The following is a 17,725-nucleotide window of genomic DNA, read 5'->3' as shown; positions in this document are numbered from 1 at the left end:
CGTGTGGGTCCAGTAATGTTGGATGTCGAAGGGTATGAACTGGATGCGGAAGAGCGCGATATTCTGGCGCATCCGCTGGTGGGTGGGCTCATTCTGTTTACCCGCAACTATCACGATCCCGCGCAGCTGCGCGAGCTGGTGCGTCAGATCCGTGCGGCGTCCCGTAACCATCTGGTGGTGGCGGTCGATCAGGAAGGCGGACGCGTTCAGCGTTTTCGCGAGGGCTTTACCCGTCTGCCGGCGGCGCAATCTTTTGCTGCACTGCTGGGAACGGAGCAGGGCGGCAAGCTGGCGCAGGATGCAGGCTGGCTGATGGCGAGCGAAATGATCGCCATGGATATTGATATCAGCTTTGCGCCGGTGCTGGATGTCGGGCACATCAGCGCGGCGATTGGCGAGCGTTCTTACCATGAAGATCCGCAGATCGCCCTGGCGATGGCAACACGTTTTATCGACGGAATGCACGACGCCGGTATGAAAACCACCGGGAAACACTTCCCGGGGCATGGCGCTGTGACGGCGGATTCCCACAAAGAGACGCCGCGCGATCCGCGCCCTGAGGCGGAGATCCGCGCCAAAGATATGTCCGTTTTCCGTTCGCTCATTACTGACAACAAACTCGACGCCATCATGCCCGCGCACGTGATTTACAGCGACGTCGATCCGCGTCCGGCCAGCGGCTCTGCGCACTGGCTGAAAACCGTGTTACGTCAGGAGCTGGGCTTTAACGGCGTGATTTTCTCCGACGATCTGTCGATGGAAGGCGCTGCGATTATGGGCAGCTATGCCGAGCGCGGTCAGGCGTCGCTGGATGCGGGTTGCGATATGATCCTGGTCTGCAATAATCGTAAAGGGGCGGTTAGCGTGTTAGATAACCTGTCGCCGATCAATGCTGAACGTGTTACACAATTGTATCATAAAGGTTCATTTAGCCGTCAGGAGCTGATGAGCTCGGCTCGCTGGAAGACGGTGAACGCTGAGCTTGAAGCACTCAATGAGCGCTGGCAGGCACACAAAGCAGGTCAATAACCCCCTCCTGGAAGGCGTCGTGTGGTGAGGAAACAATGATCATTTATTTGCACGGTTTTGATTCGAACAGTCCTGGTAATCATGAGAAAGTGCTGCAACTGCAGTTCATCGACCCGGACGTGCGGCTGATTAGCTACAGCACGCGCCATCCGAAACACGATATGGCGCATCTGCTCAAAGAAGTGGATAAAATGCTGCAGCTCAACGTCGACGACCGCCCGCTGATATGCGGTGTGGGCCTCGGCGGCTACTGGGCAGAGCGGATCGGCTTTCTCTGCGATATTCGCCAGGTGGTGTTCAATCCGAATTTGTTCCCTAATGAGAACATGGAAGGCAAGATCGACCGCCCGGAAGAGTACGTGGATATCGCCACCAAATGCGTCAGTAACTTCCGCGAGAAGAACCGCGATCGCTGCATGGCGATCCTCTCTCGCAACGACGAGGCGCTGGATAATCAGCGCGCGGCGGAGCTGCTGCACCACTATTATGAAATTGTCTGGGACGAAGAGCAGACCCACAAATTCAAAAATATCTCCCCGCACCTTCAGCGCATCAAAGCCTTCAAGACCCTGGGCTAAACCCCTCTGATCGACTCCAGGCCCGGCCGCGCAAGCGAGCCGGGCTTTCTCTTTTGCTACAATTGTACAAATTTAAATCATCAAAACTTGATTCATATCAATTTTGGTATGACCAATGCGCCTGGCGTGTTATTCTCAATGCACCTGAATGGTTTCAGTGCTGTAACCTGTTGTTAATTAAGGGTTATTATCATAACTTTTAATTAACAATTGGTTAATAATTTGAGGGGGTCACATTGACTACGCCATTGAAAAAGATAGTAATTGTAGGCGGCGGCGCAGGTGGGCTGGAGCTGGCTACGCAACTCGGCAAAAAGCTGGGCCGTGGCAAAAAAGCCAAAATTACGCTGGTCGATCGTAACCACAGCCATCTGTGGAAACCGTTGCTGCATGAAGTGGCCACCGGTTCACTGGACGAAGGTGTTGATGCCCTGAGCTATCTGGCGCATGCGCGTAATCACGATTTCCAGTTCCAGCTGGGCTCCGTGATGGATATCAACCGCGAAAGCAAAACCATCACCCTGGCCGAGTTGCGTGACGAGAAAGGCGAGCTGCTGGTGCCTGAGCGCAAGCTGCCGTACGACACGCTGGTGATGGCGCTGGGAAGCACCTCGAACGACTTCAACACGCCAGGCGTGAAAGAAAACTGCATCTTCCTGGATAACCCGCATCAGGCACGTCGTTTCCATCAGGAAATGCTGAACCTGTTCCTGAAATACTCCAACAACCTCGGTGCGAGCGGCAAAGTGAACATCGCGATTGTCGGCGGCGGGGCGACGGGCGTTGAGCTTTCAGCGGAACTGCACAACGCGGTGAAACAGCTGCACAGCTACGGTTACAAAGGGCTGACCAACGACGCGCTGAACGTGACGCTGGTCGAAGCGGGCGAACGCATTCTGCCTGCGCTGCCACCGCGTATTTCTGGCGCGGCGCATAACGAGCTGACCAAAATGGGCGTGCGCGTTCTGACGCAAACCATGGTCACCAGCGCCGATACCGGCGGCCTGCACACCAAAGACGGCGAGTATATTCAGGCCGATCTGATGGTCTGGGCGGCGGGTATTAAAGCACCTGATTTCATGAAAGAGATTGGCGGGCTGGAAACCAACCGTATCAACCAGCTGGTAGTGGAGCCGACGCTTCAGACCACACGCGATCCGGACATCTTCGCCATCGGCGACTGCGCCTCCTGCGCACGTCCTGAGGGTGGATTTGTGCCTCCTCGCGCGCAGGCCGCGCACCAGATGGCAAGCCTGGCCCTGCACAACATTCTGGCGCAGACCAAAGGCAAAGCGATGAAGTCCTACGTCTATAAAGACCATGGCTCGCTGGTCTCCCTGTCGAACTTCTCCACCGTGGGCAGTCTGATGGGTAACCTGATGCGCGGCTCGATGATGGTCGAAGGGCGTATCGCACGCTTCGTTTACATCTCGCTGTACCGTATGCACCAGGTGGCGCTGCACGGTTACTTCAAAACCGGGCTGATGATGCTGGTGGGCAGTATCAACCGCGTGATCCGTCCTCGCCTCAAACTGCACTAATCTTTCAGTCCCTCCGGCTCCCGGAGGGACTTTTTAGCATTTCCTGCTGACAATCCTCGTCAGAGTGCTTAAGAGTTCTCTGAAACGCGTTCCTTTTTATTTGACCTCTCTCTTTTTGAGCGTTATTCCGATTGGCGAACACACTCTTCGATTGCAAAATTGTTACCAATAGCAACAAAGGAGGAAGCCCCGTGAATAAATCTATGTTGGCGGGTATAGGGATTGGCGTGGCTGCAGCGCTGGGCGTGGCAGCAGTGGCCAGTCTGAACGTGTTCGAACGCGGCCCGCAGTATGCTCAGGTTGTTTCTGCCACCCCGATTACCGAGTCGGTGAAAACCCCTCGTCAGGAGTGCCGCAACGTGGCGGTGACTCACCGTCGTCCGGTGCAGGATGAAAACCGTATTGCAGGCTCAGTGCTGGGTGCGGTTGCGGGTGGTGTGATTGGTCATCAGTTCGGTGGGGGACGCGGGAAAGATGTCGCGACCGTCGTCGGCGCACTGGGTGGCGGCTATGCCGGTCACCAGGTTCAGGGCGCGATGCAAGACAACGACACCTACACCACGACGCAGCAGCGTTGTAAAACGGTGTACGACAAATCAGAAAAAATGCTTGGCTACGATGTGACCTACAAGATTGGCGATCAGCAGGGGAAAATCCGCATGGATAAAGATCCTGGCACGCAGATCCCACTCGACAGTAACGGTCAGCTGGTTCTGAATAACAAGGTGTAAAAAAAGCGGTATTATTAATTTGGCTCCTCAAACGCTCAGGCTGAGGAGCCTTTTTTTGCCTGTCAGAAGGTCAGGGTGTAGCTCAGACCGAAGGTGCGTCCACGGCCTTTATACTCGTACAGCGCCGCATTCCCGTAGGTTGGGCTGTAGAGCAGTGGAGCGCGCTGTCCCCAGACGGTGGTGTACTCTTTATCCAGCAGGTTTTCGACGCTAAACGACAGTTTGCCGAGCGGAAGCTGGTAGCTGCCGATGAAATCAACGGTGTTATAACCGTTCAGCTTATTGCCCGCCGCATCGCTCAGATCAAAGGCCTGCTGCGTTTGCAGGCGCAGCGCCCACGGCTCCGGTGCCCAGCCGACGTAGGCCGTCGCTTTAGATGGCGACGCCTGAGTCACATCCCATTTTTCCCAGGAACCGTTGGTTTTAATCTCTGACTTCAGAACGTTAACATTCCCGCCGAGACTCCAGTCGCTCTCAGGAATGAAGTAATCCACTGCGCCTTCCACACCGTAGATGCGGCGCTTCTGTGGATTCACATCGATAGTCATGTCGGCGCGGTTGATATCAATGGATTTATCCGACAAGGAGTAATAGGCCGCAATCTGTGTGCGCAGCTGGTCGCCCGTAAAACGCCAGCCCAGCTCGTAGGAATCGACCTTAATCCCTTCAAGCTTCGCATCGTTCGGGTTGACGCTTTTCAGCAGCGCCAGATGGCCCTGGGCATCAGGTTTGCTATAGCTACCGTTACCGTAATATTTTCCCGGGTCCGGCAGTTCCACGCCCTGAGAGAAGTTAAACCAGACCTGCTGACGCTCGGTCAGGTGCGCCAGGATCCCGGCGTTAAACAGGAAATTATCGTAATCCGTTTTCCCGCCCGGAATAGCATCCGCAGAGAGTGCGCCGCCTTTGGCAATGGTCTGCTGCTGGGTATAGCCGATGAAATCATCGACGCGGTTTTCCGTCCACTGATAGCGCACGCCACCGCTGAGGGTAAACACCTCGTTAATGTCATAGCTGTTTTGCAGGAACGGAGCGAAATTGGTGATGCTGTAGCCTGGATAGCGCCCGGTGCTGTAGGCCGACTGATTATTCATCCCGCCGGAAGGGACGGAATCGGCGAGGTCGAAGAACATCTGGTTGGAATCGAAGGTTTCATGGTCGGCATCAATACCCCAGGTGAGCTGCCAGCCGTCGAGCGGAGTGCTGTTCAAGGTCAGCTTCGCACCGTACTGATCCGTGTTCTGCTCGGAGGCGGAGAAACTGGTGATGTCACCTTTGGCCACCGTCGGGAACGGGTAAAAACGCAGGGATTCGTCGCGATAATAGATCTGCCCGACCAGCTCCTGACCCCAGAAATCCGTATCGGAATATTGCAGGCTGACGAGATGACGCTCGGTGCCAGGAATACGATCTGAGCTAAAGCCTTTGGACGTGCGGGCCGTGCCGTTCCCGGTGACGGCGCTCATGTTCTTGTCCAGGTAAAGCCCGTAATCGTCGTCGCCCTGGCTTTTGTAATACTGGGTCACCAGCTGCAGCTGACGGGTCTCGTCAATTTCAATGGTGCCGGTTCCCATCACATCCAGACGATCGGAGTGCTGCAAACCCGTCTGGGTGTTGTCGAAGGTCAGCGCATCGCCATTGCCATCGTACCAGCCGCCGAAGCGCTGATACGCCACAGACAGACGGCCCGAGGCGTTATCATTGCCGCCGCTGACGGCCGCCGCCACGCGCTCGTCGCGATCGTCACTGTTGTTAAAGCCGCTTTTTCCGCCCAGTTCCAGATCGACCTGGGTTTCCGGCTGGCCTTTTTTGGTGACGATATTGATCAGCCCGCCGGTACTCCCGCCGCCGTAGAGTGACGTCGAGCCGGAAATAACTTCGATATGCTCGATATTGAACGGATCAATGGAATCGAGCTGGCGGCTGTCGGTACGCGAGGAGTTCAGCCGTACGCCGTCAATCAGCACGACGATCGCGCGACCGCGCATGTTCATGCCATAGTTGGTGCGCCCCTGGCTGCTGACGTCCATCCCCGGGATCAGCTGGCCGAGAATATCTTTAAACTCTTTCCCGCCCTGAACCTGCTGTTCAATCTCCTGACCTTCAATGATCCACGTGGTCTGCGCCATTTCGGCGACGGTGCGGTGGCTGCGGTTGGCGCTGACAACCAGATTTTCTTCGCTCTTTTGTTCTGCATACAGCGGCATCGCGATGGCCAGCAGGACAGGGTTGAGCACCCAGAGGTTCTTTTTCATCATCATTCCTTGTTGAGCTTTTGCTCTTTGTTATCGGCAGGTCAAATCACACAATGGAAACATTGTGAAACAAATGTAAACGCGAATTTTGCCGATAAAGAGTCTCATTATCAACCCGCTGAAATAAGAGGGTTTACAGGCGAGAACGTTAAAACGAGAGGGGAAATGGGGAAGGAAAAAGAAAAGGGCGGTTGCCCGCCCTGATAATCAGAGTTTCAGCAGTTCAGGCCACAGGCGCAGCGTGGTGCGAGAAATGCTTTGCAGCTTTTCAAGGCTTGCGCCTTCACGCGCGCTGATCGACATCCCCTGCAGGACGCAGCTTAAAAATTGCGTCAGTTCGACGGTATCGCAGTGCGCCGGAATTTCACCCCGCTTTTGGCGTTGGCTTAAAAACGCGCCCAGAGTCTCTTCCTGCATGGCGTGGCGCGATTTCACGGTATTCGCAATGTCTTTCGACGCGGCGGCAAGCGTGGCGGAGGTGTTAATCATAAAGCAGCCCGCAGGCGTGTCTTTGCTGGTAAAGCAGGCGGAGATAGCCGCGAAATAATCCTGCAAAGCCTGTTCAACGGTTTTCTCTTCGCAGAACAGCTGAGCTTCATGTTTGGCCGCAAAGCGCGCGATATAGCGATCCAGCACTGCGCGGAACAGGCCTTCTTTATTGGTGAATTCTGCATACAGCGTGGGGGCTTTCGCACCTGTCGCTTCGACCAGGTCGGAGAGCGAGGTGGCTTCATACCCATGCTGCCAGAAGAGTGTCATGGCCTTATCGAGCGCCGCATCCCTGTCGAACACTTTCGGTCGGCCACGGCTTTTTTTTGCGCAACTCGTGACGTCGGTTGTCATGTGCCGTTGTACCTTTGTTGGTTTGTTGAATGATCATTATAAAAATAATAGTCTGCGCCGACCAGCACTCATTTCACAAAAATAAATTAATCATATGGGTATGAAAAATAAGAGTTTTAAAATTAATTTAACGGTCGTTATAAAATTATGTTGACGTGTGACCTGGATCACATCTATCATTTACCTATCGATCGTTAATTAAATAACTAACGACCTCCCAAATTCATCTGTTAAAGGCTAATTATCATGAAAACCATCAATACCCTCATCGCTGCTGCTGTACTGAGTTCTCTGTCATTTGCCAGCTTCGCGGCTGTCGAAGTGCAATCCACCCCTGCTGACCAGCAGAAAGTGGGCACCATCTCTGCCAACGCAGGGACCAACCTGAGCTCACTGGAAGATCAGTTAGCGCAGAAAGCCGACGCCATGGGCGCGAAATCTTTCCGCATCACCTCTGTGACCGGTCCGAACACCCTGCACGGTACTGCGGTTATCTACAAATAAGCCTGGCTTAACCCTCATAAAGCCACTGCTAAAAAAAAGGCCCTGCGATTTCGCAGGGCCTTTTTTGTCTCTTGTGCTTTAAAGCGCTTGCTGAGCCACGTCGTGATGCGGCGTCACATCCACCGGCATACCCGAGCGCACGTCCATCGCTTTTTCCATCACCGCGCTGTCCGTGCGCGCTTTGAAGTTTTGCATCGCTGCGTTCAGAACAATCGGCAGCGTTTGCGGATCGTCACCAATGTTTTTTGACAGCGGCTGGTGGACCTCCACCAGACGTTTTCCGCCTGGCTCTTCCGACACTTTTATCGGCGTATTGATGATATTGACCTTCGTGCCTGGGGTAATCACGCGGAACAGCGTCTCGATATCGCCGTCGCGCAGGCGAATGCAGCCTGAGCTGACGCGCATGCCGATGCCAAAGTCCGCGTTGGTTCCATGAAGCAAATAGACGCCGCCGTAGGCCGCAAGGCGAATCGCGTGATGGCCCATTGGGTTATCCGGACCCGCCGGAACCACAGCGGGCAGATCAATGCCCTGGGCTTTATAACGTGCGCGGATATTGGCCGTCGGCGTCCAGGTCGGGTTGGCGCGTTTATCCGAAACGGTGGTCACCATGGTCGGCGTTAAGGTGTCGCCGCCCAACTGACCAATTCCGATAGGGTAGACTGTCACCTCATTTTTACCCGGCGGGTAATAGTAGAGGCGCAGTTCGGCGAGGTTAATCACCAAACCTTCGCGCGGTGCGTCAGGTAACAGGGTTTGCAGCGGGATAGTTAGCACGCTGCCAGGGCGTGGCACGTAGGGATCAACGCCCGGGTTAGCCTGCAGTAACGCCAGAAAACCGACGTTATATTTTTTGGCTATCGCCTCCAGCGAACCGCCGTCATTTTCTACGACGTGAAAACGGTTTTCGCCCACCAGACGACTACCGGCAGGGGGCAGCGGCCAGGTATTCGCACGCGCGGGCAGGGCGAGGGCGACGGTCGCCGCGAGGGCAATCAGGGTTATCCAGCGAGTAAAACGCAGAGTCATCATCACTCAATTCCATGGAAATACTAAGGTTATTGTTATTCAAAAGTTAATTGATGATTATGACCAGGGGGCGTGTCGGGAAATCAGGAGAAGTGCAAAGAGTTTGTAAATTAATGGCCGGGCGGTGATATTGCCGCCCGGCCACGAGGTTATGCCGCCGCGTTCTCTTCGAGCTGGCGCATAAAGTTACGGACCCATTCCATCCGCGTTTTGCGGTCGCTCAGTTCTTGCATGAACTTCAGACGCGTCGGCCCATCAAGGCGGAAGTGCTGCGGTTGCTTCTGCAGCAGGCCGATGAGCCACATTGGGTCGACGTGGTTCTTCTCGGCAAACTCAATCACACCGCCTTTATCATTGCCTTCCAGCTTGCGAATACCCAGTTTCTGAGCCAGCTGGCGCAGACGCGCGATATCCAGCAGATTGCGCGCTGCATCCGGCAGCAGGCCAAAGCGGTCGATCAGCTCGACTTTGATCTCCTCAAGCTCCGCCTCATTTTTAGCACTGGCGATGCGTTTGTAGAATGACAGCCGCGTGTTGACGTCCGGGATAAAATCGTCCGGCAGCAGGGATGGCATCCGCAGTTCCACTTCCGTTTGCTGGCTGGTGAGATCTTCCAGCGACGGTTCGCGTCCCTCTTTTAGCGCATCGACGGCGTTTTCCAGCAGCTCCATGTAGAGCGAGAAGCCGATGGTTTCCATCGATCCGCTCTGGTCTTCGCCGAGCAGCTCGCCTGCGCCGCGAATCTCCAGATCGTGGGTCGCCAGTGCAAAACCTGCACCGAGATCTTCTAGCGAAGCGATGGCTTCCAGACGCTTTTGCGCGTCAGTGGTCATCGCTTTCGGGTGTGGCGTCAGCAGCCAGGCGTAGGCCTGATGGTGAGAACGCCCTACACGACCGCGCAGCTGGTGGAGCTGCGCCAGACCAAAGTGATCGGCCCGTTCGATAATGATGGTATTCGCCGTCGGAATGTCGATCCCGGTTTCGATAATGGTGGTACAGACCAGCACGTTGAAACGCTGGTGATGGAAATCGTTCATCACCCGCTCCAGCTCGCGCTCGCGCATCTGGCCGTGGCCGATGGCAATGCGCGCCTCCGGCACCAGTTCCGCCAGCTTATCCGCCGCTTTCTGGATATTTTCCACGTCGTTATAGAGGTAGTACACCTGGCCGCCGCGCAGGACTTCACGCAGAATCGCCTCGCGCACCACCAGGCTGTCGTACTCGCGGACAAAAGTTTTCACCGCCAGACGACGGGCCGGTGGAGTGGCAATGATCGACAGATCGCGCATCCCGCTCATCGCCATATTCAGCGTACGCGGGATCGGGGTCGCGGTGAGGGTCAGGATATCGACATCCGCGCGCATCGCTTTGATCCGTTCTTTGTGACGCACGCCGAAGCGATGCTCTTCATCGACAATCAGCAGGCCCAAATCTTTCCACTTCACGTCGCTTTGTAGCAGTTTGTGGGTGCCGATCAGAATGTCGATTTTACCTTCGCTGGCCTGCTCCAGAATCTGCGTCTGCTCTTTGGGGCTGCGAAAACGCGACAGCATCTCAATACGCACCGGCCAGTTGGCAAAGCGGTCGCGGAAGTTGTCGTAGTGCTGTTGCGCCAGCAGCGTGGTGGGCACCAGCACAGCAACCTGTTTGTTGTTTTCGACGGCGAGGAAGGTCGCGCGCATCGCCACTTCGGTTTTGCCAAAGCCGACGTCGCCGCACACCAGACGGTCCATCGCCAGCGGCTGACACATATCGCTTAAGACAGCGTTGATGGCCTGAGCCTGATCCGGCGTGGTTTCAAACGGGAAGCTGTCGCAGAACAGCTGATACTGATCTTTATCGTGTTTGAAGGCGTAGCCGGATTTCGCTGCGCGCTGGGCGTAAATATCCAGCAGCTCGGCCGCCACATCACGCACTTTTTCGGCGGCTTTCTGCCGCGCGCGGGTCCAGGCATCGCTGCCCAGTTTATGCAGCGGAGCACTCTCTTCCGCGCCACCGGCGTAGCGGCTGATCAGATGCAGAGAGGAGACCGGAACATAAAGTTTTGCGTCACCGAGATAGGTGATCATCAGATATTCGGCAGTGATCCCGCCCGCTTCGAGGGTGGTCATTCCCGCGTAGCGCCCCACGCCGTGCTCCAGATGCACAATCGGCTGGCCGACGTGCAGCTCGGCCAGGTTGCGAATCAGCGTGTCCGGATTAATGGTGCGACGGTTGTCCTGTCGACGACGCGCCACGCGCTCGCCAAGGAGATCGCTTTCGCAGATCAGCGCCCGATTATTCAGGGTATCGATAAAACCGTGCTCGGCAGAGCCAATCATCAGATAGCGGCCGTTATCGGCGGCTTCGTCGAGACGCAGGATCCGTTTAGGCGACACTTTGATGCGCGCCAGCAGTTCGCCCAGCGCCTCGCGACGGCCTTCACTTTCGACCGAGAAAATCACCGGGCCGGTAAAGGATTCGAGGAACTTGCGCAGATTATCCAGCGGCGATTTTTGCTGCGCCTGAACGGACAGGTCCGGCAGCGTCTTAAACGCCAGGTTAGTGTTCGCAGCTTTATCCGGCAGACTCTCCGTTTTGAGCTGTACGCGCGGCCATTTTTTCAGCTCTGAAAACAGCTCGTCGGTGCGCAACCACAGCTGTTCTGGCGGCAACAGCGGGCGCATCGGGTCGACGCCACGGTTTTCAAAACGGGCGCGGGTTTCGCTCTCAAAGCGGGTGGCGCTGGCGTCGAGATCGCCGGTATTGACGATCAGGGTTTTGGCCGGGAAATAGCTGAACAGGGCCGGAAGCGGCTCGCTGAAGAACAGCGGCTGCCAGTATTCAATGCCTGCGGGCAGGGTGCCTTTGCTCACCTGCTGATAGATATGCTCGGCGTCACGCTTCACATCGAACTTATCGCGCCACTGGCTGCGGAACAGTTCGATGGCGGTTTTGTCCGTCGGGAATTCGTGGGCAGGCAGTAAATTGATCGCCTCAACCTCTTCCAGCGTGCGCTGGGTGTCCGGGTCGAATACCCGCAGACTGTCGATTTCATCATCAAAGAAATCCAGACGGTACGGCTGATCGCTGCCCATCGGGTAGAGATCCAGCAGTGCGCCGCGCGTGGCGTATTCGCCGTGCTCCATCACCTGATCGACGTGGCGATAGCCTGCGCTGTCGAGCTGCGCACGCAGGGCATCGCGCGACAGGCGCTGACCTTTTTTCATCACCAGCGCGTGGCCATGCAGGTAGCTGTGCGGACACACGCGCTGCATCAGGGTATTCACCGGCACGATCAAAACCCCGCGCTGCATCGACGGCAGCTGATAGAGGGTGGAGAGGCGCGAGGAGATAATCTCCTGATGGGGGGAAAAACTGTCGTAGGGCAGGGTTTCCCAGTCGGCCAGGTTAAACACCAGACTGTCGGTAAACTGGCGGATCTCGTCGTGCAGACGGAGCGCGTTTTGCATATCGGGGGCAACCAGCACCACCGGGCCCGCGTGGCGCTCAGCGATCTCTGCGACCAGCGTGGCGCAGGCGGCGCCCGTCAGTTCGCCTAGCTGGCGCTGGTCACCCGCTTTGCCGGGCAGGGAATAACGGTATTGTTCAGGCATGGCTTTGTCAGAATCTCTTATGGATATATACCCTAAACACAGTATTGGGGCATATCACTGATACGCAATGTCTTTATTATCCTTGATCGTTTTACATTAGCAAACCGGAACCGCACACAGGGTGAATTCGCCCTCGAATGAGGGCGAGGGGAAGCATTATCGGGTCGCCTCAACCGGTGCGAGACGGGCGGGAGGGGCAAAGAAAAGGTCGCCAAACAGCGCGCTGGAGACTTTTCGCGCGCCCAGTCCGAACAGCGTACAGACCAGCAGGCTGACGAACGGATAGACCAGAATCAGGGTCAGTTCCGCCCAGACCGGCCAGTTGCCGCCGTTAAGTTCGCCAATCAGGAACAGACTAAAACCTTCGATCAAAATGCGATGCGTGGTGTAGATCGCAATGGTGTTCGAGCCGACGATGTTCAGCAGATTATTCGGGTGGACGGCGTAACGTTGCTCGATGCTGTAAAACAGTTTCATAATCAGCAGAATCGACAGGAGCGACAGCAGCAGGGGAACGTTGGCAAACCATAGCACCACGGAGATCCCACCGAACGCCACTATCGGCAGCCAGTAGCGGCGTATCACCATGCCTTTCATCCACTCCATCAGCTGCGCGCCGTACCAGGCACCGAGACTGTAGTAAATCATGTTACGCACTACGCTGTTCATGCCCCACCAGGGCAGCGGCAGGAAGTTGATCGCCACGCTCGCCAGAGCCAGCACCGCGAGCACCGGCAGTTTCCAGCGGCTGAGCAATTTACAGAGGGTGAAATAGACGATCAGCGCATACAGATACCAGAGGCTGGTGCTGGCGGTGAGCATGCCGCGAATAAATTCGCTTATCGAACCGGCGTAGGCGGCGTTGGAAGAGGTGGCTAATTCACGCTCCGGCGCAAGCCAGGCGTTGATATGGCTCAGCGCCTGCCACTGCAACACGCCCCACAGCGCCAGTACCCAGACGATACTCCAGATCCGCTTATCGAAGCTGACCCGCCAGCCGACGTCATCAATGTAGCGACGAATCAAATAGCCCGAAATGAAGAAAAACACCGGCATGCGAAACGGTGCGAGATAGAGATTAAAATAGACCCAGCATTTGGCGAGCAGACCGGAAAGCGGATGCTGTAGCCCGCTTAGATGAGGATAAAAGGTGATCACCGAGTGGTAAATCACCACCAGGCAGATGCACAGCCCTTTTATCTGATTAATCCATAATGCTTTTTGTTTCATCGGTCTTTGATACCTGTTTTACCATAAAGAAGGCGTTAATCCTGGGCGAACCGGCGTTAGATGTAATCAGTAAGAGTCTGTATCAGGACGATTTTCAGAAAAGGTGGAGAAGGGCGCGGGCATAATGAGAGGCCGTTCGACAAGTAGCCTGATGATTTTTCTTGTTTTTTCGCCAAAATCATTACCAAAGCTTACGGTTTCAGTCATTTACGCTTAACGGATTCGCTTATATACTCGTGGGTCTGCTATCAGCAACCAGACGGATTTCATGTACCAACCTGTCGCACTCTTTATAGGCTTACGTTACATGCGTGGGCGCGCCGCGGACCGCTTCGGTCGCTTTGTCTCCTGGCTTTCCACTATTGGCATTACGCTTGGCGTGATGGCTTTAGTGACGGTTCTGTCCGTGATGAATGGCTTCGAGCGCGAGCTGCAAAACAACATCCTGGGACTGATGCCGCAGGCGGTTCTCTCTTCCTCTCAGGGCTCCATTAATCCGCAACAGCTGCCCGAAAGCGCCGTGAAGTTACAGGGCGTCAGCCGTATTGCGCCGCTGACAACGGGTGACGTGGTGCTACAAAGCGCGCGCAGCGTGTCGGTGGGGGTGATGCTGGGCATCGATCCGGCGCAGAAAGATCCCCTCACTCCGTATCTGGTTAACGTCAAACAGACCGATCTTGAGCCGGGCAAATACAACGTTATTCTCGGCGAGCAGCTCGCCGGACAGCTTGGCGTCAACCGTGGCGATCAGCTGCGCGTGATGGTGCCGTCAGCCAGCCAGTTCACCCCGATGGGGCGCTTGCCGAGCCAGCGCCTGTTCAACGTGATCGGCACCTTCGCCGCTAACAGCGAAGTCGACGGCTATCAAATGCTGGTGAATATTCAGGACGCCTCCCGCCTGATGCGTTACCCGTTGGGTAACATCAGCGGCTGGCGTTTGTGGCTCAACGAACCGCTGAAAGTGGACGTTCTGAGCGAGCAAAAACTTCCGGAAGGCACCAAATGGCAGGACTGGCGCGAGCGTAAAGGCGAGCTGTTCCAGGCCGTGCGCATGGAAAAGAACATGATGGGCCTGCTGCTAAGCCTGATCGTCGCCGTTGCCGCGTTTAACATCATCACGTCGCTTGGCCTGATGGTGATGGAAAAGCAGGGCGAAGTGGCGATCCTGCAAACCCAGGGGCTGACGCCGCGCCAGATTATGGCGGTGTTTATGGTTCAGGGGCGAGCGCCGGGATTATCGGGGCGCTGCTGGGTGCCGTACTGGGTGCGCTGCTCGCCAGCCAGCTCAATAATTTGATGCCGATTATCGGTATTCTGCTCGACGGTGCCGCGCTGCCGGTGGCGATCGAGCCGCTGCAGGTCGTGGGTATTGCGCTGGTCGCGATGGCCATTGCGCTGCTCTCTACGCTTTATCCTTCCTGGCGCGCCGCCGCCACTCAACCCGCTGAGGCTTTACGTTATGAATAAGATCCTGTTGCAATGCGACAACCTGTCCAAACGCTATCAGGAAGGCTCCGTGCAGACCGATGTCCTGCATGAGGTCAGTTTCAGCGTAGGCGAAGGCGAGATGATGGCGATTGTCGGTAGCTCCGGCTCGGGTAAAAGTACCTTGCTGCACCTGCTGGGCGGGCTGGATACGCCGACCTCCGGCGATGTGATCTTCTCCGGCCAGCCGATGAGCAAAATGACGTCGACGGCGAAAGCCGATCTGCGTAATCAGTCTCTTGGCTTTATCTACCAGTTCCACCACCTGCTGCCTGATTTCACCGCGCTGGAAAACGTCGCGATGCCGCTGCTAATTGGTAAAAAGAAACCGGCAGAGATCAACACCCGCGCCAGCGACATGCTGAAAGCTGTTGGCCTCGGCCATCGTGGGAACCATCGTCCGTCTGAACTTTCCGGTGGCGAACGCCAGCGTGTGGCGATTGCCCGTGCGCTGGTGAATAACCCGCGTCTGGTGCTGGCGGACGAACCGACCGGTAACCTTGATGCGCGCAACGCAGACAGCATTTTCCAGCTCCTCGGCGAACTGAACGCCTCCCAGGGAACGGCGTTCCTGGTGGTGACCCACGATCTGCAGCTGGCGCGACGCATGAGCCGTCAGCTGGAGATGCGTGACGGTCGTCTGACGGCGGAACTGACCCTGATGGGAGCCGAGTAATGGCGTCATCGTTATCCTTATTGATCGGTATGCGCTTTAGCCGTGGCCGTCGTCGCGGCGGCATGGTGTCGCTGATTTCCGTGATCTCTACCGTGGGTATCGCGCTCGGCGTGGCGGTGCTGATCGTCGGCTTAAGCGCGATGAACGGCTTTGAACGTGAGCTGAATAACCGCATTCTGGCGGTGGTTCCGCACGGCGAAATTGAACCGGTGAATCAGCCGTGGACCCACTGGAGCGAGGCGCTCACGAAAGTGGAAAAGGTGCCGGGCATTGTGGCCGCAGCACCTTACATCAACTTCACCGGCCTGGTGGAGAGCGGAGCGAATCTACGCGCCATTCAGGTAAAAGGGGTGAACCCGCAGCAGGAAGCGCGTTTGAGTGCGTTGCCACAGTTTGTGCAGAACGGCGCGTGGGCGAACTTTAAAGCGGGTGAGCAGCAGATTATCATCGGCAAAGGTGTCGCGGATGCGCTGAAGGTGAAGCAGGGCGACTGGGTGTCCATCATGATCCCGAACGCCAGTGCCGATCACAAACTCCAGCAGCCGAAGCGCGTGCGTCTGCACGTGACCGGGATTTTAGCCCTGAGCGGTCAGCTCGATCATAGCTTTGCGATGGTCCCGCTCGACGATGCGCGTCAATACCTGGATATGGCGGACAGCGTCACCGGTATCGCCATTAAGGTCAACGACGTCTTTAACGCGAATAAACTGGTGCGCGACGCCGGTGGCGTGACCAACAGCTACGTCTATATCAAAAGCTGGATTGGCACCTACGGCTATATGTATCGCGATATTCAGATGATCCGCGCCATTATGTATCTGGCGATGGTGCTGGTGATTGGCGTGGCCTGTTTTAACATCGTCTCGACGCTGGTGATGGCCGTTAAAGACAAGAGCAGCGACATTGCCGTTCTGCGCACGCTGGGCGCGAAAGACGGTCTTATTCGTGCCATTTTCGTCTGGTATGGTCTGCTGGCGGGTCTGTTTGGCAGCCTCTGCGGCGTGGTGATCGGCGTGGTGGTTTCCCTGCAGCTGACGCCGATTATCAACGGCATTGAAAAGCTGATTGGACATCAATTCCTGTCGGGTGACATCTATTTTATTGACTTCCTGCCGTCTGAATTGCACTGGCTGGACGTTATTTATGTGCTGGTTACAGCACTTTTACTGAGTCTGCTGGCAAGCTGGTATCCAGCGCGTCGCGCAAGCCGAATTGATCCGGCGAGGGTGCTAAGTGGCCAGTAATTACGTCATGATTTAGCGGTTTTCGGGCCGCCAAATCAGAAAGAGGAATGCGTTATGTATTATGGATTTGATATTGGCGGCACTAAAATTGCGCTCGGCGTATTTGATGAACAGCTCAAATTGCAGTGGGAAACCCGTGTTCCCACGCCGCGCGACAGTTACGACGACTTTCTGAACGCGATCGCCGCCCTGGTGACCGACGCAGACACCCGTTTTGGCGTGAAAGGCTCCGTGGGGATTGGTATTCCGGGGATGCCGGAAACCGACGACGGTACGCTCTACGCCGCCAACGTGCCTGCCGCCAGCGGCAAACCGTTGCGCGCCGATCTCTCTGCTCTCCTTGAACGCGATGTGCGTCTCGATAACGATGCCAACTGCTTTGCCCTCTCCGAAGCCTGGGACGATGAGTTCCGTCAGTACCCGTTAGTCATGGGGCTGATTCTGGGGACGGGCGTTGGCGGCGGGATTATCATTAACGGCAAGCCGATTACCGGTCGCAGTTATATTACCGGTGAGTTCGGCCATATCCGCCTGCCGGTGGATGCGCTGGAGGTGGTCGGGCGTGATTTTCCCCTGACCCGCTGTGGCTGTGGGCAGCACGGTTGCATTGAGAATTATCTTTCCGGTCGCGGGTTTGCATGGCTTTACGAACACTTCTATCATCAGAAACGTGAAGCGCCGGAAATCATCACCTTGTGGGAGCAGGGCGATGAACAGGCCCGCGAACACGTTGAGCGCTATCTTGATCTGCTGGCGGTGTGTCTGGGCAATATTCTGACCATTGTCGATCCCGATTTACTGGTGATCGGTGGCGGGTTATCCAACTTTTCGGTGATCACGGAGCATTTGTCCGGGCGACTGCCCCGACATTTGCTGCCGGTCGCCCGCGTACCGCGTATTGAACGTGCGCGTCATGGGGATGCCGGAGGCATGCGCGGTGCGGCATTCCTTCATCTCACCCGCTAGTTATACGAGGTTTTT

At 56.2% G+C, this 17,725-nt stretch carries 13 protein-coding genes and 1 pseudogene; 9 read left to right on the top strand and 5 right to left on the bottom strand.

Annotation, left to right across the window (positions count from 1 at the left end; all coding sequences use genetic code 11):
- The first annotated feature begins 3 nt into the window (after nt 1-3).
- The 4 genes from nagZ to DAI21_RS18310 all read left to right on the top strand — a co-directional run bounded on the left by nagZ (nt 4) and on the right by DAI21_RS18310 (nt 3,879).
- Nucleotides 4-1,029 carry a beta-N-acetylhexosaminidase gene (gene nagZ / locus DAI21_RS18325; RefSeq protein ID WP_102103453.1) on the top strand — a complete coding sequence of 342 codons (1,026 nt, stop codon included), beginning with the start codon at nt 4-6 and terminating at the stop codon, nt 1,027-1,029.
- A gap of 35 nt (nt 1,030-1,064) precedes the next feature.
- Complete coding sequence (gene ycfP, locus DAI21_RS18320; protein WP_107703870.1) at nt 1,065-1,607, top strand: alpha/beta hydrolase YcfP; 543 nt, start codon at nt 1,065-1,067, stop codon at nt 1,605-1,607.
- Nucleotides 1,608-1,843: 236 nt separating this feature from the next.
- On the top strand, nt 1,844-3,148 hold the full coding sequence (locus DAI21_RS18315; protein WP_107703869.1) for an NAD(P)/FAD-dependent oxidoreductase: 1,305 nt from the start codon (nt 1,844-1,846) through the stop codon (nt 3,146-3,148).
- A gap of 191 nt (nt 3,149-3,339) precedes the next feature.
- A complete protein-coding gene (locus tag DAI21_RS18310; protein ID WP_100780569.1) occupies nt 3,340-3,879 on the top strand; it encodes a glycine zipper 2TM domain-containing protein in 540 nt (179 codons plus the stop codon).
- A 62-nt stretch (nt 3,880-3,941) separates the two neighbouring features.
- On the opposite strand, the gene DAI21_RS18305 is transcribed toward DAI21_RS18310, so the two are convergent.
- A complete protein-coding gene (locus DAI21_RS18305; RefSeq protein WP_107703868.1) occupies nt 3,942-6,134 on the bottom strand; it encodes a TonB-dependent siderophore receptor in 2,193 nt (730 codons plus the stop codon).
- Nucleotides 6,135-6,341: 207 nt separating this feature from the next.
- Nucleotides 6,342-6,977 carry a TetR family copper-responsive transcriptional repressor ComR gene (gene comR / locus DAI21_RS18300; RefSeq protein WP_100780567.1) on the bottom strand — a complete coding sequence of 212 codons (636 nt, stop codon included), beginning with the start codon at nt 6,975-6,977 and terminating at the stop codon, nt 6,342-6,344.
- Between the two features lie 246 nt (nt 6,978-7,223).
- Here comR and bhsA point away from each other — a divergent pair, with 246 nt between their 5' ends.
- Nucleotides 7,224-7,481, top strand: a complete 258-nt coding sequence (bhsA, locus tag DAI21_RS18295; protein WP_100780566.1) for a multiple stress resistance protein BhsA — start codon at nt 7,224-7,226, stop codon at nt 7,479-7,481.
- 78 nt (nt 7,482-7,559) lie between these two features.
- On the opposite strand, the gene DAI21_RS18290 is transcribed toward bhsA, so the two are convergent.
- The 3 genes from DAI21_RS18290 to DAI21_RS18280 form a co-directional block, all read right to left on the bottom strand.
- Nucleotides 7,560-8,519, bottom strand: a complete 960-nt coding sequence (locus tag DAI21_RS18290; protein ID WP_107703867.1) for a L,D-transpeptidase family protein — start codon at nt 8,517-8,519, stop codon at nt 7,560-7,562.
- 143 nt (nt 8,520-8,662) lie between these two features.
- A complete protein-coding gene (mfd, locus tag DAI21_RS18285; RefSeq protein ID WP_107703866.1) occupies nt 8,663-12,109 on the bottom strand; it encodes a transcription-repair coupling factor in 3,447 nt (1,148 codons plus the stop codon).
- A 156-nt stretch (nt 12,110-12,265) separates the two neighbouring features.
- Nucleotides 12,266-13,339, bottom strand: coding sequence for an acyltransferase family protein (locus DAI21_RS18280; RefSeq protein ID WP_107703865.1), 1,074 nt, complete (start codon nt 13,337-13,339; stop codon nt 12,266-12,268).
- 268 nt (nt 13,340-13,607) lie between these two features.
- Between DAI21_RS18280 and lolC the strand changes: the two are divergent.
- The 4 genes and pseudogenes from lolC (at nt 13,608) to nagK (ending at nt 17,710) form a co-directional block, all read left to right on the top strand.
- A pseudogene (gene lolC, locus DAI21_RS18275) lies at nt 13,608-14,806 on the top strand (lipoprotein-releasing ABC transporter permease subunit LolC).
- Nucleotides 14,799-15,500 carry a lipoprotein-releasing ABC transporter ATP-binding protein LolD gene (lolD, locus tag DAI21_RS18270; RefSeq protein ID WP_107703864.1) on the top strand — a complete coding sequence of 234 codons (702 nt, stop codon included), beginning with the start codon at nt 14,799-14,801 and terminating at the stop codon, nt 15,498-15,500. The pseudogene lolC and the gene lolD overlap by 8 nt, the downstream one beginning before the upstream one ends.
- Nucleotides 15,500-16,744: a lipoprotein-releasing ABC transporter permease subunit LolE gene (gene lolE, locus DAI21_RS18265; protein ID WP_107703863.1), complete on the top strand. Its 1,245-nt coding sequence runs from the start codon at nt 15,500-15,502 to the stop codon at nt 16,742-16,744. The genes lolD and lolE overlap by 1 nt, the downstream gene beginning before the upstream one ends.
- A 54-nt stretch (nt 16,745-16,798) precedes the next feature.
- Nucleotides 16,799-17,710 carry an N-acetylglucosamine kinase gene (gene nagK / locus DAI21_RS18260; RefSeq protein ID WP_107703862.1) on the top strand — a complete coding sequence of 304 codons (912 nt, stop codon included), beginning with the start codon at nt 16,799-16,801 and terminating at the stop codon, nt 17,708-17,710.
- Nucleotides 17,711-17,725: the final 15 nt, after the last annotated feature.

This window comes from Lelliottia sp. WB101 (assembly GCF_003051885.1).
In the GTDB taxonomy this organism is placed as follows: Bacteria; Pseudomonadota; Gammaproteobacteria; order Enterobacterales; family Enterobacteriaceae; genus Enterobacter; species Enterobacter nimipressuralis.
Note: the sequence above shows the minus strand (reverse complement) of the source record. Positions and strands in the feature narration are given on the sequence as shown.

Coding starts and splice junctions, on each gene's coding strand:
- ycfP (WP_107703870.1), top strand. CDS start 1,065: ATGATCATTTATTTGCACGGTTTTGATTCGAACAGTCCTGGTAATCAT.
- DAI21_RS18305 (WP_107703868.1), bottom strand. CDS start 6,134: ATGAAAAAGAACCTCTGGGTGCTCAACCCTGTCCTGCTGGCCATCGCG.
- comR (WP_100780567.1), bottom strand. CDS start 6,977: ATGACAACCGACGTCACGAGTTGCGCAAAAAAAAGCCGTGGCCGACCG.
- bhsA (WP_100780566.1), top strand. CDS start 7,224: ATGAAAACCATCAATACCCTCATCGCTGCTGCTGTACTGAGTTCTCTG.
- mfd (WP_107703866.1), bottom strand. CDS start 12,109: ATGCCTGAACAATACCGTTATTCCCTGCCCGGCAAAGCGGGTGACCAG.
- DAI21_RS18280 (WP_107703865.1), bottom strand. CDS start 13,339: ATGAAACAAAAAGCATTATGGATTAATCAGATAAAAGGGCTGTGCATC.
- lolD (WP_107703864.1), top strand. CDS start 14,799: ATGAATAAGATCCTGTTGCAATGCGACAACCTGTCCAAACGCTATCAG.
- lolE (WP_107703863.1), top strand. CDS start 15,500: ATGGCGTCATCGTTATCCTTATTGATCGGTATGCGCTTTAGCCGTGGC.
- nagK (WP_107703862.1), top strand. CDS start 16,799: ATGTATTATGGATTTGATATTGGCGGCACTAAAATTGCGCTCGGCGTA.